The organism is Pseudomonas sp. NFXW11, assembly GCF_049887815.1.
Classification (GTDB): Bacteria; Pseudomonadota; Gammaproteobacteria; order Pseudomonadales; family Pseudomonadaceae; genus Aquipseudomonas.
In genome coordinates this window covers 1-20,677 of the sequence record NZ_JAGEKI010000030.1, presented here as the reverse complement: position 1 = coordinate 20,677, position 20,677 = coordinate 1, and the positions used below count along the sequence as shown (strand labels likewise).

17 protein-coding genes are annotated in these 20,677 nt (G+C 64.0%); 8 read left to right on the top strand and 9 right to left on the bottom strand.

Annotated elements, in window-relative coordinates; genetic code table 11:
- Positions 1-4 precede the first annotated feature (4 nt).
- The 4 genes from J4P02_RS29635 to J4P02_RS29620 all read right to left on the bottom strand — a co-directional run bounded on the left by J4P02_RS29635 (position 5) and on the right by J4P02_RS29620 (position 6,720).
- Complete coding sequence (locus J4P02_RS29635; protein ID WP_426197130.1) at positions 5-1,528, bottom strand: lytic polysaccharide monooxygenase; 1,524 nt, start codon at positions 1,526-1,528, stop codon at positions 5-7.
- Between the two features lie 136 nt (positions 1,529-1,664).
- Positions 1,665-5,309 carry an ATP-binding protein gene (locus J4P02_RS29630; RefSeq protein ID WP_426197128.1) on the bottom strand — a complete coding sequence of 1,215 codons (3,645 nt, stop codon included), beginning with the start codon at positions 5,307-5,309 and terminating at the stop codon, positions 1,665-1,667.
- A 29-nt stretch (positions 5,310-5,338) separates the two neighbouring features.
- Positions 5,339-5,980, bottom strand: a complete 642-nt coding sequence (locus tag J4P02_RS29625) for a response regulator (protein WP_426197125.1) — start codon at positions 5,978-5,980, stop codon at positions 5,339-5,341.
- Positions 5,981-6,282: 302 nt separating this feature from the next.
- Positions 6,283-6,720: an Lrp/AsnC family transcriptional regulator gene (locus J4P02_RS29620; protein WP_426197123.1), complete on the bottom strand. Its 438-nt coding sequence runs from the start codon at positions 6,718-6,720 to the stop codon at positions 6,283-6,285.
- Positions 6,721-6,852: 132 nt separating this feature from the next.
- Between J4P02_RS29620 and J4P02_RS29615 the strand changes: the two genes are divergently transcribed.
- From J4P02_RS29615 to J4P02_RS29605, 3 genes are all read left to right on the top strand, one after another.
- Positions 6,853-7,746, top strand: coding sequence for a DMT family transporter (locus J4P02_RS29615; protein ID WP_426197121.1), 894 nt, complete (start codon positions 6,853-6,855; stop codon positions 7,744-7,746).
- A gap of 112 nt (positions 7,747-7,858) precedes the next feature.
- Entirely contained in the window at positions 7,859-10,132 is a 2,274-nt protein-coding gene (locus J4P02_RS29610; RefSeq protein WP_426197119.1) for an FdhF/YdeP family oxidoreductase, read from the top strand.
- A gap of 432 nt (positions 10,133-10,564) precedes the next feature.
- Positions 10,565-11,539: a Dyp-type peroxidase gene (locus J4P02_RS29605; RefSeq protein WP_426197117.1), complete on the top strand. Its 975-nt coding sequence runs from the start codon at positions 10,565-10,567 to the stop codon at positions 11,537-11,539.
- A gap of 48 nt (positions 11,540-11,587) precedes the next feature.
- Here J4P02_RS29605 and J4P02_RS29600 read toward each other — a convergent pair whose 3' ends face one another.
- The 5 genes from J4P02_RS29600 to J4P02_RS29580 form a co-directional block, all read right to left on the bottom strand.
- Positions 11,588-11,743: a DUF2474 family protein gene (locus tag J4P02_RS29600; RefSeq protein ID WP_426197115.1), complete on the bottom strand. Its 156-nt coding sequence runs from the start codon at positions 11,741-11,743 to the stop codon at positions 11,588-11,590.
- The gene (locus tag J4P02_RS29595) at positions 11,736-11,876 is read right to left on the bottom strand and encodes a hypothetical protein (protein ID WP_426197113.1); all 141 of its coding nucleotides are present in this window, start codon (positions 11,874-11,876) and stop codon (positions 11,736-11,738) included. Before J4P02_RS29595 ends, J4P02_RS29600 begins: the two co-directional genes overlap by 8 nt.
- Entirely contained in the window at positions 11,863-12,879 is a 1,017-nt protein-coding gene (cydB, locus tag J4P02_RS29590; RefSeq protein ID WP_426197111.1) for a cytochrome d ubiquinol oxidase subunit II, read from the bottom strand. Before cydB ends, J4P02_RS29595 begins: the two co-directional genes overlap by 14 nt.
- A 16-nt stretch (positions 12,880-12,895) precedes the next feature.
- Entirely contained in the window at positions 12,896-14,317 is a 1,422-nt protein-coding gene (locus J4P02_RS29585; protein WP_426197109.1) for a cytochrome ubiquinol oxidase subunit I, read from the bottom strand.
- Between the two features lie 127 nt (positions 14,318-14,444).
- Positions 14,445-16,769, bottom strand: a complete 2,325-nt coding sequence (locus J4P02_RS29580; RefSeq protein WP_426197107.1) for an FdhF/YdeP family oxidoreductase — start codon at positions 16,767-16,769, stop codon at positions 14,445-14,447.
- A gap of 456 nt (positions 16,770-17,225) precedes the next feature.
- On the opposite strand from J4P02_RS29580, the gene moaA reads away from it, so the two are divergent.
- From moaA to moaE, 5 genes are read left to right on the top strand one after another with little or no spacing between them, the layout of a single operon-like run.
- Positions 17,226-18,224 carry a GTP 3',8-cyclase MoaA gene (gene moaA / locus J4P02_RS29575; RefSeq protein WP_426197104.1) on the top strand — a complete coding sequence of 333 codons (999 nt, stop codon included), beginning with the start codon at positions 17,226-17,228 and terminating at the stop codon, positions 18,222-18,224.
- A 45-nt stretch (positions 18,225-18,269) separates the two neighbouring features.
- Positions 18,270-19,169, top strand: coding sequence for a bestrophin family protein (locus tag J4P02_RS29570; protein WP_426197102.1), 900 nt, complete (start codon positions 18,270-18,272; stop codon positions 19,167-19,169).
- 23 nt (positions 19,170-19,192) lie between these two features.
- A complete protein-coding gene (gene moaC / locus J4P02_RS29565; protein WP_426197100.1) occupies positions 19,193-19,675 on the top strand; it encodes a cyclic pyranopterin monophosphate synthase MoaC in 483 nt (160 codons plus the stop codon).
- A complete protein-coding gene (gene moaD, locus J4P02_RS29560; RefSeq protein WP_426197098.1) occupies positions 19,672-19,923 on the top strand; it encodes a molybdopterin converting factor subunit 1 in 252 nt (83 codons plus the stop codon). The genes moaC and moaD overlap by 4 nt, the downstream gene beginning before the upstream one ends.
- Positions 19,924-19,926: 3 nt before the next feature.
- Positions 19,927-20,382, top strand: coding sequence for a molybdopterin synthase catalytic subunit MoaE (gene moaE, locus J4P02_RS29555; protein ID WP_426197096.1), 456 nt, complete (start codon positions 19,927-19,929; stop codon positions 20,380-20,382).
- Positions 20,383-20,677 lie beyond the last annotated feature (295 nt).

The following is a 20,677-nucleotide window of genomic DNA, read 5'->3' as shown; positions in this document are numbered from 1 at the left end:
AGGGTTAGCGGCGGGTCCACCCCCATTCCCAAGATAAGCCCACACCCGGAGCCATCGTTTCCATCTTGCAATAGACGCTGTTGTCGGAGCACTCATAGACATGCCCATCCTTGGGTTGCAGCACCAGGGTGCCAGCCTTGTAGGTCTTGATGCCTTCAGGGAACACGTGATCGTAGCGGACCACCGGCTGCTCTTGCTCTTCGCTTGCGGCCGGCTTGAGGGTGAAGCTCAGGGTCTGCTGCAGCAACTGGCCACGCCTGGACGAGGCCACCAGCACCAGGTCATAGGTTCCCGCCTGCATGTTCTCCAGCGTGGTGGAGAAGTGTGGCGCCAGGTCGCCCACCGTGCCCTGTTGGAACTTGATGCGCTTGCCGGCCGAGTCGTAGATGCCGTAACGCAAGAAGTAGCTGTCGTTGGGGTCTGCATCCTTGATGAAGGCGTTGAAGTGCAGGTCGGCCTGGCCGTCTTTCAGCGAGTATTCCGCCTGCAGGCCGCTGACGCCGAGTTCGGTGTTGGTGCTGGCCAGCACCTTGTCGATGATCACGTTGGTGATGCCGCTACCATTCCTGGCGAAGATGCGGTTCTGCTCCTGGCCCGGGATCACCCGGTCCTTGTCGTCGAGCTCGCCGATCTGATAGCCGAGGTTGGCGGCATTGACCTTTTTCGCCAGCTCCAGCGGCCACTGGTTGGCCTTGGCCAGGTTTGCGGAGTTGATCTCCAGGGTCACCTGCTTACCCAGCTCCTCGCCCTGGTCGCTGAACACCCGGGTGCGGACCTTGTCGCCAACGGCCAGCGCTTCGCCCTGCAGGTTGCCGATGGCGCTCCAGGCGGATTTGGCGCTGTCGTCCACCGGCTTGCTGCCGGCGCTGGGGTTGTCGATATCCAGGTCCACCACCTGATAGAAGGAGTTCCTGTTGTCATCCACCTTCCACACCGCCAGCAGCACATGGTAGCCCTTGCGGTCGGACGGAATGTTCACCGTGTGACGGGTTTTCGTGCCCGGCATGCTGCCATCCCAGGGCTGGTCCAGCAGTGGCGTCATCTCGAACGAGTCGCGGGTCAGCGGCTGGTTCGGGTTCCAGTCTTTCTTGGTGATGTAGAACTGGAAATAGCGGGTCTTGTGCTGCGCCGTGTAGTGCCAGGTAAAGGTATTCGGCCCAGGCTTGATGCTGTTCTTGGTCCAACGGGTGCTGGTTTGTTCGTCCAGGCTGCCGAAGCTGCTCAGGCCGGCCGAGGCAATGTTGCCATCGGATGGACCGCAACTGCGGAAGTCGCCGTCACAGGCCTGGGCGTTGCTCGGATAGCTGGTATGGCTGAACCTCGTCCCGGCGTAGTACTCGATGCTCTGTGGCGAATGGCTGGGTATGACGCAGCCGACGTTCTTGCCGTTCTTGCATTGAATGGCGCGCGAGGGCGGGCTTTCAACGTAGCCGTGGGCGCTGGCCTGCTGGGCGCTGAAGGAAAGCATGCCAATGGCCAGGGCCAGTGGCAGTTTGAGAAAACGTTGTGCTTGGTGTAGCGAGATCATCGATTGATCCTTGATTTAGTCGTTATTGGATTCAACAGGCGATCGTGGGGAAGGACGTGTTCGCTCAGGTCGAGCGGGCATCCCTGTCTAAGCGCCCCCGAAAGCAAACTTCAAGGTAGGTGACGGGGGCGAGGGTTTATATGGGACAGGTACGAGAGTGCATCAGGGGCGCTCGGGCCATGCCTCGCGACCAGGGCCTGAGGGGCTGGCGCAGGGCCGCCAGGTCGGCCTTGGCCTGCTCCAGGATCTGTTCCATGCAAACCAGCAACTCGGCCTGGCAATGGCGCACCGCCGCCGGCTGTTGCACCTCGACCTGGCGCAGGGCATGACAGGCCGCGGCCATGGCGCTGGCGTCGATCAGGCAAGCGACGCCTGTGAGGCGATGGCTCAGGTCGCCGATCAACTGCGGCTGGCCGGTCAGGTCTAGTTCACGCAACTGGGCGATTTCCTGCTGCAGGTTCTTGCTCAGTTCCAGGAGAATGCGCCGCCGCAGGATGGCGCTGTTCTTGCCCACCTCATCCAGGTGATCGAGGCTGAAGCAGCGTTGGCGTGGGGCTTCTTCGTCGAGCACTGGCAGCACGCTGAGGGCTTCGCGCAGGCGGGCCAGGGTTACCGGCTTGACCATCAGGTCGTTCATCCCGGCATTGGAGCACTGGGTGGCCTCGTTGCTCAGGGCGCTGGCGGTGTAGCCGATGATCAGCCGTGGTGGCAGGCCGCGGCGCTGCTCGTCCTCGCGCACTGCACGGGTCAGGGCGTAGCCGTCCATTTCCGGCATGTTGCAGTCGCTGATCAGCACGTCGTAGTGCTCCTCGGCCAGGGCCAGCAAGGCCTGTTCGCCGCTGCACAGATGCTCGGCCTGGTGCCCCAGGCGCGCCAGTTGCAGGGTCAGTACCAGGCCGTTGGTCGACACATCGTCCACCACCAGCACCCGCAGTGCCTGGGCGGCCGGCTGTTGCAGGGCAGCGGGTTCGGGCAGGCTGGCCTGGCTCGGCTGCCAGCTCAAGGGCAGTTCCACATGTACGCAGCAGCCTTGGCCGGGCTCGCTTTCCAGCCAGATATGGCCGTCCATCAACTGAGTCAACTGGCTGCAGATGCTCAGGCCCAGGCCCGAGCCGCCGTACAGGTGAGCAGTGCGTGCGCTGGCCTGGCGATAGGGTTCGAAGATCAGCGGTTGCAAGGCCAGGGGAATGCCGATACCGCTGTCGCACACGCTCAGGGTCAACAGGCTGACCCCTTCGCGCAGGGGGCTTTCGCTGACCCGGGCCTGGATGCTGCCGTGCTCGGTGAACTTCAGGGCATTGCTGATCAGGTTGTGGAAGATCTGCTGCACCCGCAGCGAGTCGACCCAGTGCAGGCGCTGGCGGTCGGCCTGGTAGTCGAAATGCAGTTCAAGGCCCTTTTCTCGGGCCTGGGCGGCGAACAGCCCGAGGCTGTTGCTCAGCAGCGGTTCCAGGGCGGTGGGGTGGGGGGCCAGTTGCATCAGGCCGCTTTCGATCTTGTCCAGGTCGAGGATATTGCCGATCAGGTCGATCATCGAGGTGGCCGATTGCTGGGCCACCCGCAGGTTGTGCGAGGGCGCCTCGCGGCCGCTGGTCTCCAGCTCCAACAGGCCCACCAGGGCATTCAGCGGGGTGCGCAGCTCATGGCTCATGGAGGCCAGGAACTGGCTCTTGGCGGCACTGGCCTTGAGCGCCAGTTGCTTGGCTTCGCGCAGCTTGATCTCCAGGTGCTTGCGCTCGGAAATATCCAGCCAGCCTCCCAGCAGGCCCTGCAACAGGCCGCGGGCGTTGTAGAAGGGCACCAGCCATTGATACAGGTGATGCTGCCGACCCTTGATCACCAAGCTGGTGTCGAGAAAGCGCGGCCGGTGGTTGTGCAGCAGTTGCTGGTGTTCCTCTTGCAGCACCTCGGCGAAGTCCGTGGGCATATTGTCCTGTTCGGTGGGCAGCAGGCCACGCACCTGCTCCTCGGCGGTGGCGAAGAACTCTTCGTAGGCGCGGTTGCAGGTGCTCAGGCGCCCTTGCAGGTCGCACACATACAGTGGCGTCGGCAGGCCGTTGAGCAGGGAGAACTGGAACGCCAGCTTGTCCTGCAGGCGGGTCTGGGCGCTGATCCGTTGCCGGACCTGGATCTTCAGCCGCCAGTTCCACACCAGCGACAGCACGAACACCATCAGCGCCGCCACGCCGACATGCCAGGCTTGCTCGGCGGCCCACTTCCAGAAATTGTCCCGGGGCCGTTCGGCGATCACCTGGATATCGCTTTGCGGCGTGCGCGACAGCGAGTCCAGCAGCTTGTTGAGGATGCTCAGCAGCTCGCCAGAGTCGGCGCCCACCACAAACTGATGGGGGCTGGGAGTGGCACGGATCGACAAGCCGTATTGCAGGCCCGGGCCAGGTGGGTTCTGGCTGGCGCCGGGGCTGTCCAGGGTGGCGTCGACCCGGTGCTGGCGCACCAGGTCCAGGGACTGCTGGAAGTTCTCGGTTAGCACCAGTTTGATCTTCGGATAGCGCTGGCGCAGGTGGGCGTACAGCGGATGCTGGCGCGACAGCGACAGCTTGCGTCCGGCCAGGGCTTCCAGGGAACTGGGCGAGCTGTCGCCGGCACGGATGATAAAGGTCCAGTTGCGAGTGCCATAGGGCTGGCTGAAGTGCAGGCCGCGGTAGCCCTCGGCAATGTCCAGGGCACGACTGGAAAGGTCGGCGCTGCCATTGGCCAACTGCTCCAGATCGTCGGCCCGAGACAGGCTCGGGCGGATATTCAGTTGCAGGCGGAAGGCATGGGCCAGGGTCTGCAGCAAGTCGATGCTCAGTCCGCCCCAATGGCCGTCGTCGTAGCGATATAGGTAGGGCGGTGCTTCCTCGGCCAGCAGGTTGATCTGGCGGTGCTGCTTGAGCCAGTCCAGCTCCTCGGTGCTGAGCAGGAAGGCGTCACTGGCCGAGTAGGGGAAGGGGCCGTGGCTGGCCCGTTGCTGGACCTTGAGCCGCTGGGCCTCGGGCAGGTTGTCGAGCACATGGTTGAGCAGCGCCAGCAGCATCGGCTGGTCGTTTCGCACGGCAAAGGCGAAGCCGGTGTTGGGCAGGTGTGCGACGAACTTGTTGTGCAGGGCCAGGTCCGGGCGCGCCTGCAAGTACAGGTTGGCGCGGAACTGGTCGCCGATAAAGGCGTCGGCCTCGCCGTGAGCCAGTTGCTCGAAGGCCAGGGCGGTGGTGCGCACCTGGCGGATCACCGCCTGCGGATAGGCCTGGCGCACTCGCTGTACATGCACATAGTGCTGCAGTACCAGCACCTGCTTGCCGTGCAGGTCCAGGGGCAGGCTCTGGTCATTGACCCGGCCGACGATGATCGGCTGGTTGCGCAGGTAGGGCAGGCTCAGGTGCAGGTTGGGGTTGGCCGCTTCGAATTCGCTGGCGCTTGCCAGCAGGTCGACCCGGTGCTCCAGCAGGGCTTTTACCGCGGCTTCGGGGGAGGGCACTTCGACGCTCTGGAAATTCAGGTCCAGCTGTTCGCCGATCAGTTGCAGGTATTGCTCGGCGATCGATTTCAACACCTGGTTGCCGGCGCTTTCCAGGGGGCGATCAGGCGGTACGATGCGCGCCACCCTGAGGGTCTTGTGCGGCAGGCTATTGCGCATGGCCAGCAACTTGCTCAAGGGCAGGTTGCTGTCCACGGCGTCGGCCGAGTGATCGTCGCCGACGGCTGTCAGGCACGTCAGGCAGGCGAGCAGCAGGCATAGGCACCGCACCCTTTGGTGCATGCGGGAAAGCGAAATCAGAGGCATGAGGGACAAGCTCCAGGAACGGCGGCGACTCAGGAAAGACCGTGTTCCTGGATGTACAGAAACAGGCTGGCCGAGGTGTCCAGGCCGAGCTTGCGCATGGCACTGCTCTTCTGCGTGCTGATGGTCTGCTTGCTGCGGCACAGGTGCAGGGCGATGGCGCCAATGCTCATGCCGCTGCCGTACAGACGCAGTACTTCCACCTCGCGAGCCGAGAGCTGCTCGGGTTGCAGCAACGGCTTGCCGTGCAACGCGGTGCTGGTGTCCAGCAACTGTTGCAGCGACGCCGAGACAAAGGGTGCCCGCGGGCTGGCGGCCACCGCCTTGGGCAGGTCATTGAGCAGGCCGCGCTTGCTCACCAGGCCCTGGATCCCCAGCTTGAGTACGCTGCTGATCAGCGCCGGGTTGTCGAGCATGGTGATCACCACGATCGCCAGCTTCGGGTACAGCGAGCGCAGCCGACGGATCAGGCGGATACCGTCCACCTGGTCGCCGCCGGGCATCATCAGGTCGGTGAGCAGCAGGTCGCAGGGCTGGCGCTGCAGGTTCTGCAGCAGGCTTTCCACGCTGTGGGCCTGGGCCACTATCTGCAGTTCGGCGCGTTGCTCCAGCAGGGTGTGAATCCCGATCAGGGTCAGGGGATGGTCATCGGCTATCTGGACGAGAATCGGCATCTTTTCTTGTTACTCGGTTTTCGGCAGGCATAAGCCCACGGCAACGCGTGGCTTCCATTTCTGGAGCAGGCATTTTGCTAGTGGGTTCGTCAGAGGATTCGCAGGGTATCACTGAAATTGACGCCAAAAAGACGCCGAGGGCAATTTAGGAATCGTCTTAGATTTACTAAGAAATTTCCTGATTTTCTGTAGGGAAATAGCCTAAATCATGCGGGAAACGCCTCTAGCTCGGGCATTGCCGAGAGGTTTTCCTGGCCCTCCAGGCGGCGCTTCGAGCTCGGGGCGGTGCTGTCGAATGCTGATCACTGCAAGGGCGGCAGGCGTCGTTTGATCGGCGATTTCTTGATGATCGCGGTGTTGGTTTCAGCAAAGTGGTTGAGGCGGTCCAGCAGGCTGTCCAACTGTTCCATGGAACGCACCTGGAGCCTGGCGATAAAGCAGTCGTCACCGGTGACCTTGTCGCACTCGGTGAATTCGGCGATGGCCAGGATCTGCCGTTCCACTTCCTGCAATTTGCCCGGCAAGGGGCGAATGCGCACGATGGCCTGCAACTGATAGCCCAGGAGCCTGGGGTCGATCTCCAGGGTATAGGCGCTGATCACGCCGCGTTCTTCCAGCCTGCGCAAACGTTCGGCCACGCTCGGGGCCGACAGCCCGCTGATCTGTGCCAGGGCCTTGAGGGAGCGGCGGGAGTCTTGCATCAGGGCGCTGATCAGCGCCTGGTCGATGGCATCTAGCATGACGGCCTCGTTAGGTTGATGGGCTTTTTTGCCTTGATAAAAAAGGTCTTGATTGATTCTAGCCCGAGTTTTCATCTGGTGATGGGTCATAGCTGCCGCGCATAATCTGCCTACTTGCACAAGGAGAAGATAATGGACGCACTGACCCGTCGCGGCTCGCTGGAAATGACCGCCGCCATGCTGATTTCCGGAACCATTGGCTGGTTTGTCCTGGTATCCGGGCAACCGGTACTGGACGTGGTGTTCTGGCGCTGCCTGTTCGGCGCCGGGGCCTTGCTGCTGATTTGCGCTGCTTTCGGTTTTCTACGCAGGAATATTCTTAACAAGCGCACGCTACTTCTGGCGGTGCTCAGTGGCGTGGCCATTGTCGGCAACTGGGTGCTGCTGTTCGGCTCCTACTCGCGGGCCTCGATTGCCATCGGCACCGCGGTGTACAACGTCCAGCCCTTTATCCTGGTGGGCCTGGGGGCGCTGTTTCTCGGCGAGAAGATCACCCCACAGAAGGTCTTCTGGCTGTGCCTGTCGTTTGTCGGGATGCTGGCCATTGTCAGTGCCCATGGCGAACAGGGCAGCTCGGGCAGCGACTACCTGCTGGGCATCGCCCTGGCCCTGGGCGCGGCGCTGCTATACGCCTTCGCCGCGCTGCTGATCAAGCGCCTGAGCGGCACGCCGCCGCACCTGATTGCGCTGATCCAGGTCTGCACCGGGGTGCTGTTGCTGGCGCCCTGGGCCAACCTTGACGCACCCCCTTCAGGCACCACGGCCTGGGCCAGCCTGCTGACCCTGGGCATCGTCCACACCGGGGTGATGTACGTGCTGCTGTATGGGGCGATCCAGAAACTGCCGACGGCGCTGACCGGGGCCCTGTCTTTCATTTATCCGATTGCGGCGATCTTCGTCGACTGGCTGGCCTTCGGGCACCGCCTGGGGCTGCTGCAATGGGCCGGTGTGGGGGCCATCCTGCTGGCCGCCGCCGGCATGCAACAGGGCTGGAGCCTGGGGCGTCGCGGCCGGGTGCTGGGCTAGGCGCGAGCGGCCGGCGCGGTGGCTTTGCCGGTCGGCGCCTGGCCTTGACAGGCTTCAGTGCGGCGCTAGATTTCAGCATGGATCGCGTGCATTGCGCGTCCCTGGAGCGATCATGAGCAGTCGACGCAAGGTTCCCGGAATCCGCAACTACGACGGTCCCGCCGGTGGTTGGGGCGCGCTCAAGGCCACCGCCACCGCGGTGCGCGAACAGATGGACAGCCTCAAGGCGCCCCTGACCCTGATGCGCACCAACCAGCCCGACGGCTTCGATTGCCCGGGCTGCGCCTGGCCGGACAAGGAGCACCGGTCGACCTTCCAGTTCTGCGAGAACGGCGCCAAGGCGGTGACCTGGGAAGCCACCAACAGACGGGTGACTGCGGACTTCCTCGCCCGGCATCCGGTGAGTTCGCTGCTGCAGCGTTCCGACTACCAGCTCGAAGACCTCGGGCGCCTCACCGAACCCCTGGTGTACGACCGCGCCAGCGACACCTTGAGGCCAGTGGCCTGGGCGGACGCCTTTGCCCGCATCGGCCAGATCCTGCGTGGCCTGCCACCCGAGCAGGTGGAGTTCTACACCTCCGGCCGCGCCTCCAACGAAGCCGCCTACCTGTACCAGCTGTTCGCCCGGGAATATGGCTGCAACAACTTCCCCGACTGCTCGAACATGTGCCACGAGCCCACCAGCGTCGGCCTGCCGCGCTCCATCGGCATCGGCAAGGGCACGGTGTCCCTGGAGGACTTCGACCTGTGCGAGCTGATCATTTCCATCGGCCACAACCCCGGCACCAATCACCCGCGGATGATGGGCACCCTGCATGAGGCCTCGCGGCGAAAAGTGCCGATCATGGTCTTCAATCCCTTGCGCGAGCGGGCCCTGGAGCGTTTTGCCGACCCGCAGAACATTGTGGAGATGGCCACCTACGGTTCCACCGCCATCGCCTCGGCGTATTTCCAGGTCAAGGGCGGCGGCGATGCGGCGGCGCTCAAGGGCATCATGAAGGCCGTGCTGGCCCTGGAGGACAGCCTCGGGCAGGTGCTGGACCAGGCCTTTATCGCCGAGCACACCCTGGGTTTCGAAGCGCTGGCGGCGGATCTGCATGCCACCGCCTGGGCCGATATCGAACAGGCCAGCGGCCTGCACCGGGCGGACCTGGAAAGGGTCGCCGCGGCCTATGCCAAGTCCAACGCCACCATCGTCACCTACGGCATGGGCATTACCCAGCACAACGAAGGCACGGCCAATGTACGGCTGATCTGCGATCTGCTGATGCTGCGCGGTAACTTGGGCAAGCCCGGGGCGGGGATCTGCCCGTTGCGCGGGCATTCCAATGTGCAGGGCAACCGCACTGTGGGCATCACCGAAAAACCTGCGCAAGCCTTTCTCGACCGGCTTGAACAGCGCTTTGGCTTCAAGCCGCCCTCGGCCCACGGCCACGATGCGGTACAGGCCATGCAGGCGATGATCGATGGCCGGGCCAAGGCCCTGCTGTGCTTGGGGGGTAACTTTGCCGTGGCCCTGCCAGACCCAGGGCAGTGCTTCCCGGCCATGGCCAAGCTCGACCTGAGCGTGCATATCGCCACCAAGCTCAACCGCAGCCATCTGCTGGTGGCTCGGGAAACCTATGTCTTTCCCTGCCTGGGGCGCACCGAGCTGGATCTGCAGGACGGCCTGCGCCAGGCGGTCACCGTGGAAGATTCGATGTCCATGGTGCACGCCTCGGCCGGCAAGCTGGCACCGGCCTCCGAGTGGCTGCTGTCGGAACCGGCGATAGTCGCCGGCATGGCCAAGGCCACGTTGCCGGGCAGCCGCGTGCCCTGGCAGGAACTGGTGGCCGACTACGACAAGATCCGCGACCTGATCGAGCAGACCATTCCCGGCTTCGATAACTACAACGCGCGCATCCGCATTCCCGGCGGTTTTCGCATGCCCCTGGCGGCGGCCGAGCGGCAATGGCTGACGCCCTCGGGCAAGGCCGAGTTTTTCGTGTTTCCCGGGCTGCATGAAGACCTGCAAGTAGAGGGCGCCGACGTACTGCGCCTGGTCACCCTGCGCAGCCACGACCAGTACAACACCACCATCTATGCCCTGGACGACCGTTATCGCGGGGTGTTCGGGCGCCGCGACGTGCTGTTTATCAGCCCCGCAGACCTGGCCGCCCGTGGCCTGGCCCATGGCGACCTGGTGGATATCGAAACGGTGATTGGCGGACGCCGGCTGCGCTACGAACACATCACCGCCGTCGAGTACAAGATCGCCCCGGGCACCGTCGGTGCCTACTACCCCGAGGCCAATCGCCTGGTGCCCCTGGACTACCTGGATGCGGACAGCGGCACCCCGTCCTACAAATCGGTGCCGGTGCGGGTCGAGCGCTCGAGCCTGGGCTGACCCATCACAGAAGGCCAGCCGCAAGCGCTCGTACAATCCCAGTGGCGAGCGAGCTTGCTCGCGCTGGAAGGCGTAGCCTTCCCAAGGCCTGAATCCGTGGTTTGTCAGGTGGATAGCGGATTCAGGTTTTACGGCCGCTGCGCGCCCGAGCGGGAGCGAGCTCCCTCGCCACAGAGGGGCAGCCGCAAGCTGCAAGCTATCAGCCTCAAGTGGTGGTGCAATCCCAGTGGCGAGCGAGCTTGCTCGCGCTGGAAGGCGCAGCCTTCCCAAGGCCTGAATCCATGGCCTGTCAGGTGGATAGCGGATTCAGGTTTTACGACCGCTGCGCGGCCGAGCGGGAGCCAGCTCCCTCGCCACGGTGTGGGTGGTCCGCGACACAATCTGCTAATTTCTCCACGGTGATTTTTCCAACCGCAGCCTGTGGAAGCCCCTATGACCGACCGTTCCTCCCGCAACGAGCGCCTGCCCGAGCCGCAAGCCCTGTGCAGCCCCATTACCCGTAGCGCGATCTTTATCGTCGCCACCCTGGCTCCCGGTGCCGCAGCCGCTCAATGCGTGCGTGACTGGTGCGCGGATATCGCCGCCCTGACCCGTTCAGTGGGCAAGCGGGTACCGGCGGGCAATCTGTCCTGCGTCTGCGGTTTCGGCTCCAGCGCCTGGGACCGGCTGTTTGGCAGCCCGCGTCCGGCCTCGTTGCACGCTTTTCGTGAAGTGGGGGTGGAGGGCCGCCGTGCGCCCTCAACGCCTGGCGACCTGCTGCTGCATATCCGTGCCGAGCAGATGGACCTGTGCTTCGAGCTGGCCACCCAACTGCTCAAGCCCCTGGGGGAGGCGATCCAGGTGGTGGACGAGGTCCAGGGCTTTCGCTATTTCGACATGCGCAGCATGGTCGGCTTTGTCGACGGCACCGAGAACCCGCAAGGCCGCGAGGCCCTGGATTTCACCCTGATTGGCGATGAGGACCCGGCCTTCGTCAACGGCAGCTATGTGCTGGTGCAGAAATACCTGCACAACATGACGGCCTGGAACGCGCTGACGGTGGAGGCCCAGGAACGCATTATCGGCCGCACCAAGCTGGCGGATATCGAACTCGATGATGGGGTGAAACCCAGCTGCTCCCACAGCTCCCTGACCACCCTGGAAGAGAATGGCGAGGAGGTGAAGATCCTGCGGGACAACATGCCGTTCGGCCGCCCCGGGGCCGGGGAGTTCGGCACCTATTTCATCGGCTACGCCCGCTCGCCGCGCCCGGTGGAACAGATGCTGGAGAACATGTTCGTCGGCCGCCCAGCGGGCAACTACGATCGCCTGCTGGACTTCAGCAGCGCGGTCACCGGCGGGCTGTTCTTCGTGCCCTCGGCCGACCTGCTGGAACAGCTGGCCGAGCGCGAGCCTGCCCAGCCGTAATGGAAAAACCCCGGCCCGCTGCAGCGGGCCGGGGTGGTTGTGGAGGCGTCAGTGGCTGCGCAGGCCGGCGGCGTGCAGCAGCAAGCGCAACAGCCCGGCCACCAGCCCCAGGCTGAGCACGCTGGCCAGCCAGATAGCGGCCAGCCACAACAGCTGGCGTCTCTTGCTCAGGGGGCCTGTTTGCTGCTCTGCGGTCTTAGCCATGGGCCAGCTCCAGCACCAGCGCGGTGGTGCAGGCCAGGGTCAGCAGGGCGCCCAGGTACAGCAGGCCCAGTTGCGCCAGCCGGTGCTGCCAGGGATGGCGGGCCAGGGGTGTTGCTCGATCAATGGTAGCCATCGCCAATCCTCACTTTGCCGCGGAACACGTAGTAGCTCCAGCAGGTGTACATCAGGATGATCGGCAGGATGAACAGGGTGCCAATCAGGATGAACAGCTGGCTGGTCAGGGGCGAGGCCGCCTGCCACAGGCTGATGGACGGCGGCACTATATTCGGCCAAATGCTGAACGCCAGGCCGATATAGCCGAGGAACACCAGGGCCAGGGTGAACACGAATGGCCAGTGCGAATGGTGCTGGCGCAAGGTGGCCAAGAGCCCGAACAGCGCCCCCAGGCCCAGCGCCAGCAGGCCAGCGAAGAGCGCCAGGTGGGCATGGTTGAACCAGCGGCTGGCGATTTCCGGGTGCTGCATCGGGGTCCAGAAACACAGCACCGCCACCACTGCGGTCAGGGCGAAGGCCAGGGGGCGGGTGTAGTGACGCATGCGCGCCTCCAGCATGCCTTCGGTCTTCACCAGCAGCCAGGTGCTGCCCAGCAGTGCATAGGCGACGATCAGCCCCAGGCCGCAGAACAGCGGGAAGGGCGCCAGCCAGTCCAGGGCGCCGCCGGCGAACTGCCGATCGACCACCGGGATGCCGCTGATATAGGTGCCTATGACGATGCCCTGGCACAGGGTCGCCAGCAGCGAGCCGCCAATAAAGGCCCAGTCCCAGACATGGCGTTTATCGGGGCTGGCCTTGAAGCGGAACTCGAAGGCCACGCCACGGAAGATCAGCCCCGCCAGCATGAACATCAGCGGCAGGTACAAGGCCTCCAGGATCACCGAATAGGCCAGGGGAAAGGCCCCGTACAGCGCCGCGCCGCCAAGGATCAGCCAGGTCTCGTTGCCGTCCCACACTGGGGCCACGGTGTTCATCATCACGTCCCGTTCCCGGGCGTCGGGTATCAGTGGAAAGAGAATCCCCAGCCCCAGGTCGAAGCCGTCCATGATCACGTACATCATCACCCCGAAGGCGATGATCACGCCCCAGATCAATGACAGGTCTATGCCTTGAATCGTCATGTTGGTTGCCCTTGTGTCAGAGGTGATGGTCGCCGGAGGCGAAGGTCTCGGGAATCGCCGACAACGGCCGGCGCGGGGTCTGCTCCTGGCCGGGGGCGGTGCCGCTCGGGTGCTCGTGGTGTGGCTGCGGGCCCTTGCGTACCAGCTTGAGCATGTAGCCGATGCCCACGGCGAACACCGAGAAGTAGATCAGCACGAACAGCGCCAGGGAGATGCTCAGTTGCGCCACGCTGTGGTTGGAAGCGGCGTCATGGGTGCGCAGCAAGCCGTACACCACCCAGGGCTGGCGCCCGACTTCGGTGGTGATCCAGCCCGCCAGCAGGGCGATCAGGCCGCTGGGGCCCATCCACAGCACCAGGCGCAGGAACAGGCGGTTGCGGTACAGCCCGCCCTTGCGCCGCAGCAGCAGGCCCAGCACCCCGGTGAGAATCATCAACATGCCCAGGCCCGCCATGATGCGGAAGCTGAAGAACACGATGGCCGAGTTGGGGCGGTCTTCTTTGGGGAAGCTCTTGAGCGCCGGAATCTGCCTATCCAGGCTGTGGGTCAGGATCAGGCTGCCCAGGTAAGGCACTTCCAGGGCGTAGTCGGTTTTCTCGGTTTGCATATTGGGAATGCCGAACAGCACCAGGGGCGAAGGCTCGCTGCCATGGTTTTCCCAGTGGCCTTCGATGGCGGCGATCTTCGCTGGCTGGTGCTCCAGGGTGTTGAGGCCATGGGCGTCACCCACCAGGGCCTGGATCGGTGCCACGATCAGCGCCATCCACAGCGCCATCGACAGCATCTTGCGCACCTGGGGCGTATCGTTGCCCCGCAGCAGGTGCCAGGCGGCGCTCGAACCGACGAAGAACGCCGTGGCGACAAAGGCGGCTATCGCCATATGGGCCAGGCGGAAGGGGAAGGACGGGTTGAAGACGATCGCCAGCCAGTCCATGGGCATGATCCGCCCATCGACAATGGAGAAGCCCTGGGGTGTCTGCATCCAGCTGTTGGAGGCGAGGATCCAGAAGGTCGAGATCAGGGTGCCGATGGCCACCATCAGCGTGGCGAAGAAGTGCAAGCCGCGACCGACCCGGTTCCAGCCGAACAGCATGACCCCGAGAAAACCCGCTTCGAGGAAGAACGCGGTGAGCACCTCGTAGGTCAGCAGCGGGCCGGTGATGCTCCCGGCGAAATCCGAGAAGCGGCTCCAGTTGGTGCCGAACTCGTAGGCCATCACCAGGCCGGAGACCACGCCCATGCCGAAGTTGACGGCGAAGATCTTCGACCAGAAGTGATACAGGTCCTTGTAGGTGCTGTTGTGGGTCTTGAGCCACAAGCCTTCGAGCACGGCGAGGAAACTGGCCAGGCCGATGGTGATGGCGGGAAACAGAATATGGAACGAGACCGTGAACGCGAACTGAATGCGCGCCAGGTCCAGTGCCTGTAGATCGAACATGACGAAACCCTCGTAATGGCTGGGGGCCGCGCAGGCCTCGCCCGGCCGCCACGTGCCAGGGCTCGCGGCGTACGGAACAAGGCTGCACGGGGCAGGCGGGAGCGGCGTTCTTGCCGCCCCGGCCGGGTCAAGCGCCGACGGACTGGATCAGGTTGCTGGCCGCGGCCGGCTCCAGGCGGATGGCGATGAACTTGGAGGTCGGGGTGTAGGTGCGATCGCCATAGCTTTCCAGGGGCACCAGGGGGTTGGTTTCCGGGTAGTAGGCGGCGGCCTGGCCGGCGGGAATGTCGTAGGCGATCAGGGTGAAACCGCTGACCCGACGTTCCCGGCCGTCATCCCACAGCGAGACGATGTCGACCTTCTGCCCCGGCTCGTAGCCGAGCCGGCGAATGTCCTGTTCATTGGCGAACAGCACTTCGCGCATGCCGTAGACCCCGCGGTAGCGGTCGTCCAGGCCATACAGGGTGGTGTTGTACTGGTCGTGGGAGCGCAGGGTCTGCAGGATCAGCTCGGGCTTGACCTCAAGCTGGCGCACCCCGGCGCTCACCAGATGCTCGGGCAGCACGCTGGGAATGAACCGCGCCTTGCCGGTGGTGGTGTTCCAGCGCCGCTGGCTGGCGTCGTTGCCCAGGTGGAAACCACCGGGGTGCAGCAGCTTGAGGTTGAAATCGCTGAAGCCCGGAATGGTGTCGGCAATCAGGTCGCGAATGCGCCCGTAGTCTTCGATCGCCCACAGCCAGTCGATGGGGTGCTGGCCCAGGGTGGCGTTGGCGATGCCGGCGATGATCGAAGGTTCCGAGCGCAGGTGCGGCGACTTGGGTTTGAGCTGGCCATGGGAGATATGCACCATGCTGAAGGTGTCTTCCACGGTGATGCCCTGGGGGCCGTTGGCCTGGATATCGATGTCGGTGCGGCCCAGGCACGGCAGGATCAGCGCCTCGCGCCCGGTCACCAGGTGGCTGCGGTTGAGCTTGGTGGCAATGTGCACGGTGAGCTCGCAGTTGCGTAGCGCGGCGTGGGTGCGCGGGGTGTCCGGGGTGGCCTGGGCGAAGTTGCCCCCCAGGCCGATGAACACCTTGGCCCGACCTTGCTCCATGGCACTGATCGCCATCACCGTGTTGTGCCCGTGCTCCCGCGGCGGCTTGAAGCCGAAGCGCGCCTCCAGGGCATCCAGCAGTTCGGTGGGGGCCAGTTCATTGATGCCCATGCTGCGGTCGCCCTGCACATTGCTGTGGCCACGCACCGGCGACAGGCCGGCGCCTGGGCGGCCGATATTGCCCCGCAGCAACAGCACGTTGATCACTTCCTGGATGGTCGGCACCGAATGGGTGTGCTGGGTCAGGCCCATGGCCCAGCACATGATGGTGCGCTTGGCCTTGCGGTACATGCGCGCCGCCAGCTCGATATCCGCCAGGCTCAGGCCCGACTGCTCGACGATATGGTTCCAGGAGGTGGCGTCCACCTGCGCCAGGTAGCTGTCCAGGCCGGAACAGTGTTCGGCGATGAAGGCCCGGTCGAACACCGCTTCACCATTGTTGGCCAGGGCTTCGCGTTCCCAGCGCAGGAGGAACTTGGCGATGCCGCGAAAGGCCGCCATATCGCCGCCCAGGGCCGGGCGGAAATAGGCCGAGGAGGTGGGTTCGGAACCGTTGGTGAGCATCTCCAGCGGGTGCTGCGGGTGCTGGAAGCGTTCCAGGCCGCGCTCTTTCAGCGGGTTGAAGCAGATCACCTGGGCGCCGCGCTTCACCGCTTCGCGCAGGGGTTCGAGCATCCGTGGGTGGTTGGTGCCGGGGTTCTGGCCGATGACGAAGATCGCATCGGCCTGCTCCAGGTCATGGAACACCACGGTGCCCTTGCCCACGCCGACGCTTTCGAACATGCCCACCGCACTGGCTTCGTGGCACATGTTCGAGCAGTCGGGGAAGTTGTTGGTGCCATAGGCCCGCACGAACAGCTGGTACAGGTAGGCCGCCTCGTTGCTGGCCCGGCCCGAGGTGTAGAACTCGGCCTGGTTGGGTGAATCCAGGCCCTTGAGGTGCTTGGCGATCAGGGCGAAGGCCTCGTCCCAGGTGGTTTCCACATAGCGGTCCTGGCTGGCGTCATAGCGCATGGGGTGGGTCAGGCGGCCCTGGTATTCGAGCCAGTAGTCGCTCTGCGCGGCCAGGGCCGAGACGCTGTATTTATTGAAGAAGGCCGGGTTCACCAGGCGCCCGGTGGCTTCCCAGTTGACCGCCTTGGCGCCGTTCTCGCAGAACTTCACCATGCCGTTTTCCGGCGACTCGCCCCAGGCGCAGCCCGGGCAGTCGAAGCCGCCGTTCTGGTTGGTCTTGAGCATGGTGCGGATGTTCTTGAAGGCGTTCTCGCTGCCCAGCCAGTTCCTGGTCACTGCAATCAGTGCCCCCCAACCGGCGGCTGCCCCCTTGTAGGGTTTGTATCGATCAACTTCGCTCATGTTATTTCTCCAATACAGCGCACGCAGGCAACCGTCCGACATTCAATCGATGTCGGTGATGGTTTTACTGCACAGGCTAAATGCGGTTGTTTTGAACGGGCTTGAGTTGGCTCTTGCTTATGGGCGTTGAGTTACTTTCAGGGCTCGTTATAGGGGCCACGAATAAAGCCTATTGGTCACCTGAGGTTGCTGTCTAATCGCAATTAATGACTGGTTGATCGAAAGCCTCTATCAAGGGTTTAAATTGTTATTTATCAGTGGCTTGAGTGTTTAACAGAGCGACTGTTGGAAGCGGTTTTCTGTTTGATAGATTGCATTGATCAGCCAGTTGTTAATAGCGATTGGACGGCTGTTTAAATGGCTTTTAGTCTTGCCGCCAATCACCCCTGCAGCATTAACTTGAGCAGGTTGAATACAACTAATCGCGATGGGTCTTGGCCCTCGAGAGAGGCTCGGATGTCAGATCAGGTATTAGTCGATGGCTTCGCTCGGCGGGTCGACTATGTGCGCATGTCGGTCACCGACCGTTGCGATTTTCGCTGTGTGTATTGCATGGCCGAGGACATGCAGTTCCTGCCGCGCCAACGCATCCTCACCCTGGAGGAGCTGTACCAGTTGGCCGAGAGTTTCGTCGCCCTGGGCACCCGCAAGATCCGCCTCACCGGTGGCGAGCCGCTGATTCGTCCCGGCGTGGTCCAGCTGTGCCAGCGCATTGCCCGGCTGCCGGGGCTGCGGGAACTGTGCCTGACCACCAATGGCTCGCAGCTGGGCAAGCTGGCGGCGCCGCTGTTGGATGCCGGGGTCAAGCGCCTGAATATCAGCCTCGACAGCCTGGAACCAGAGCTGTTTCACCAACTGACCCGCACCGGTGAACTGAGCCAGGTAATCGCTGGCATCGACGCGGCGCTTGCCGCGGGCTTTACCCGCACCAAGCTCAACTGCGTGGTGATGAAGGGGCGCAACGACCAGCAGATCAACCAGCTGGTGGCTTTTGCCATCGACCGCGGCCTGGACATCTCCTTTATCGAGGAAATGCCCCTGGGCAGCATCAGCGAACACAGCCGCCGCGAGGCGTTCTTTTCCAGCGCCCAGGTGCGCGAACGGATCGCCGAGCGCTACACCCTGATGGAGTCCGCCGAGTCGACCCAGGGCCCGTCGCGCTACTGGCGCCTGGCCGAGGCGCCGCACATCCGCCTGGGTTTCATCTCGCCCCACAGCCACAACTTCTGCGGCACCTGCAACCGCGTGCGCCTGACCGTGGAAGGGCGCTTGCTGCTATGCCTGGGCAACGAGCATTCGCTGGACCTGAAGGCCGTGCTGCGGGCCCATCCCGGCGATAGCGAGCGCCTGCAGCGGGCCATGGTCGAGGCGATGAAACTCAAGCCCTACAGCCATCACTTCGAGCTCAACGACGAGGTGCAGGTGCTGCGTTTCATGAACATGACCGGCGGTTGACCGGCCGCTGATTGCTCCGTTTTTCCGTGCAAAGGTTCTACTCCGATGATCGTCAGATCCAAACCCAACCTGCTCGGCGTGCTGATTTCCCTCAAGGGTTCGATCGCCAAGCGCATTGCCTTGCGCAGCCTGCTGGTGACCCTGCTGGCCTCGGCCATTGTGCTGATCGAAACCCTGCACCCGGCGTATTTTTCCAAGGTCAACGCCACGCCCTTCACCTTGCTCGGGCTGTCGCTGTCGATCTTCATGAGCTTTCGCAACAACGCCTGCTACGACCGCTGGTACGAGGGGCGCAAGGCCCTGGGCACGCTGGTGACCGAGGTGCGCTCGATGATCCGCGAAACCCAGGTGCTGGAAGACGCCTCGGTGCGCCGCGCGATCCTGGGTGATCTGTGCGGTTTCGCCCAGGCGCTCAAGGCCCGGCTGCGCCAGGAAGATGAGCTGAGCGCTGCGGAAACCTGGCTCAGCCAGCTACCGCCGGCCCGCACCGGCAATCTGCCGGACAGCATCCTGCGGCAGATTGCTCGCCAGTGTTCGCAGCAGGCTCAAGCGGGGCGGATCAGTGAATGGCGCTACCTGCTGCTGGCCAATCAGCTGGCGGCGATGACTGGCGCGCAATCTACCTGCGAGCGGATCAAGAGCACGCCGCTGCCGTTTCCCTACACCTTGCTGCTGCACCGCACCAGCTACATGTTCTGCATCCTCTTGCCCTTTGCCATGGCCGAGCCCCTGGGCTGGCTGACGCCGATTTTCACCGCCATCGTCAGCTACACCTTCTTTGGCCTGGACTCCATTGGCGACGAGCTGGAAGACCCCTTCGGCCACGACGAGAACGACCTGCCGCTGAACGCCATAGTGCGCTCGGTCGAGCGCGAGATTCTCGAGGCCCTGGGGGCCACCGAACTGCCGCCGGCGCTGGAGCCGGTGGACTACGTCCTGAGCTGATCCACTTTTATTCGAGGTTGAACATGCACGAACTCACTCATCTGGATGCCCAGGGCCGGGCCAGCATGGTGGACGTCACCGGCAAGGCCGCCAGCGAACGCGAAGCCCGGGCCCGGGCCTGGGTGCGCATGCAGCCCGCGACCTTGCAACTGATCCAGGACCAGGGCCACCCCAAGGGCGATGTATTCGCCGTGGCGCGCATCGCCGGGATCATGGCGGCGAAGAAGACCCACGAGCTGATTCCCCTGTGCCATCCCTTGCTGTTGACGGGCATCCGCGTCGAACTGCAGGCGTTGCCGCCGGATCGGGTGCAGATTACCAGTTGCTGCCGGCTCAACGGCAACACCGGGGTCGAGCTGGAAGCCATGACCGCCGCCAGCGTGGCGGCGCTGACGATCTATGACATGTGCAAGGCGGTGGACCGCGGCATGCTCATCGAAGGCCTGCAACTGCTGAGCAAGCAGGGTGGCAAATCTGGCCGTTTCAGCGCCGGAGACGGCCAATGATCCTGGTCAACTACTTCGCCCGCTACCGCGAACAACTGGGCAGTGGCGGCGAGAAACTGCCCCTGGACGCCAGCCTGCGCACCGTCGAAGACGTGCGCCAATTGCTGATGGCCCGAGGCGAAACCTGGGCCACGGTGCTGGGGGAGAACAGCCTGATGTGCGCGCTGAACCAGGAGTTGTGCAAGCTGGATGCGGCCATCGAGGACTTCGATGAAATCGCCTTCTTTCCGCAAGTGACCGGGGGCTGAGGCATGAGCATCCAGGTGCAGACCCAGGCCCTTGGCCTCGATCAGTTGCACGCCACCTTGCAGGCCGGCGACCCGGGTGTCGGCGCCGTGGTGACCTTTGTCGGCTATGTGCGCGATCTCAACCTGGGGCAGGCGGTGCAGAGCCTGTACCTGGAGCACTACCCGGGCATGACCGAGGCTTCCCTGCAGCGCATCGTCGAGCAGGCCCGGGCGCGCTGGCCGCTGCAGCGGGTGCGCCTGGTGCATCGGGTGGGATTGCTGCCGGTGGGCGAGCCCATTGTCTTTGTCGGTGTGGCCAGTGCCCATCGGCAAGCCGCCTTCGAGGCCTGCGCCTTCATCATGGATTACCTGAAGACCCGCGCGCCCTTCTGGAAGCGCGAAGCCACCCCGGCCGGCGAGCGCTGGGTCGACGGACGCGAGAGCGACCAGCAAGCCGCCCAACGCTGGACCCAGCCCTGAAGGGCAGTCATACAAACCCAGTGGCGAGCGAGCTTGCTCGCGCTGGAAGGCGCAGCCTTCCCGGGGCCTGAATCCGTGGTCTGTCAGGTGGATTGCGGATTCAGGGTTTACGGCCGCTGCGCGCCGGGACGCCGGCCGCCCGGGCGGGAGCGAGCTCCCTCGCCACGGAAGGGCAGTTGCAAGCTGCCAGCCGCAAGCAGTGGTGCAAGTCCTGTGGCGAGCGAGCTTGCTCGCGCTGGAAGGCGCAGCCTTCCCAGGGTCTGAATCCGTGGTCTGTCAGGAGTATTGAGGAGTC

Coding starts and splice junctions, on each gene's coding strand:
- J4P02_RS29630 (WP_426197128.1), bottom strand. CDS start 5,309: ATGCCTCTGATTTCGCTTTCCCGCATGCACCAAAGGGTGCGGTGCCTA.
- J4P02_RS29610 (WP_426197119.1), top strand. CDS start 7,859: ATGAGCAGTCGACGCAAGGTTCCCGGAATCCGCAACTACGACGGTCCC.
- J4P02_RS29615 (WP_426197121.1), top strand. CDS start 6,853: ATGGACGCACTGACCCGTCGCGGCTCGCTGGAAATGACCGCCGCCATG.
- J4P02_RS29625 (WP_426197125.1), bottom strand. CDS start 5,980: ATGCCGATTCTCGTCCAGATAGCCGATGACCATCCCCTGACCCTGATC.
- cydB (WP_426197111.1), bottom strand. CDS start 12,879: ATGACGATTCAAGGCATAGACCTGTCATTGATCTGGGGCGTGATCATC.
- moaD (WP_426197098.1), top strand. CDS start 19,672: ATGATCCTGGTCAACTACTTCGCCCGCTACCGCGAACAACTGGGCAGT.
- J4P02_RS29620 (WP_426197123.1), bottom strand. CDS start 6,720: ATGCTAGATGCCATCGACCAGGCGCTGATCAGCGCCCTGATGCAAGAC.
- J4P02_RS29595 (WP_426197113.1), bottom strand. CDS start 11,876: ATGGCTACCATTGATCGAGCAACACCCCTGGCCCGCCATCCCTGGCAG.
- J4P02_RS29570 (WP_426197102.1), top strand. CDS start 18,270: ATGATCGTCAGATCCAAACCCAACCTGCTCGGCGTGCTGATTTCCCTC.
- J4P02_RS29585 (WP_426197109.1), bottom strand. CDS start 14,317: ATGTTCGATCTACAGGCACTGGACCTGGCGCGCATTCAGTTCGCGTTC.
- moaE (WP_426197096.1), top strand. CDS start 19,927: ATGAGCATCCAGGTGCAGACCCAGGCCCTTGGCCTCGATCAGTTGCAC.
- J4P02_RS29600 (WP_426197115.1), bottom strand. CDS start 11,743: ATGGCTAAGACCGCAGAGCAGCAAACAGGCCCCCTGAGCAAGAGACGC.
- J4P02_RS29605 (WP_426197117.1), top strand. CDS start 10,565: ATGACCGACCGTTCCTCCCGCAACGAGCGCCTGCCCGAGCCGCAAGCC.
- moaA (WP_426197104.1), top strand. CDS start 17,226: ATGTCAGATCAGGTATTAGTCGATGGCTTCGCTCGGCGGGTCGACTAT.
- J4P02_RS29580 (WP_426197107.1), bottom strand. CDS start 16,769: ATGAGCGAAGTTGATCGATACAAACCCTACAAGGGGGCAGCCGCCGGT.
- J4P02_RS29635 (WP_426197130.1), bottom strand. CDS start 1,528: ATGATCTCGCTACACCAAGCACAACGTTTTCTCAAACTGCCACTGGCC.
- moaC (WP_426197100.1), top strand. CDS start 19,193: ATGCACGAACTCACTCATCTGGATGCCCAGGGCCGGGCCAGCATGGTG.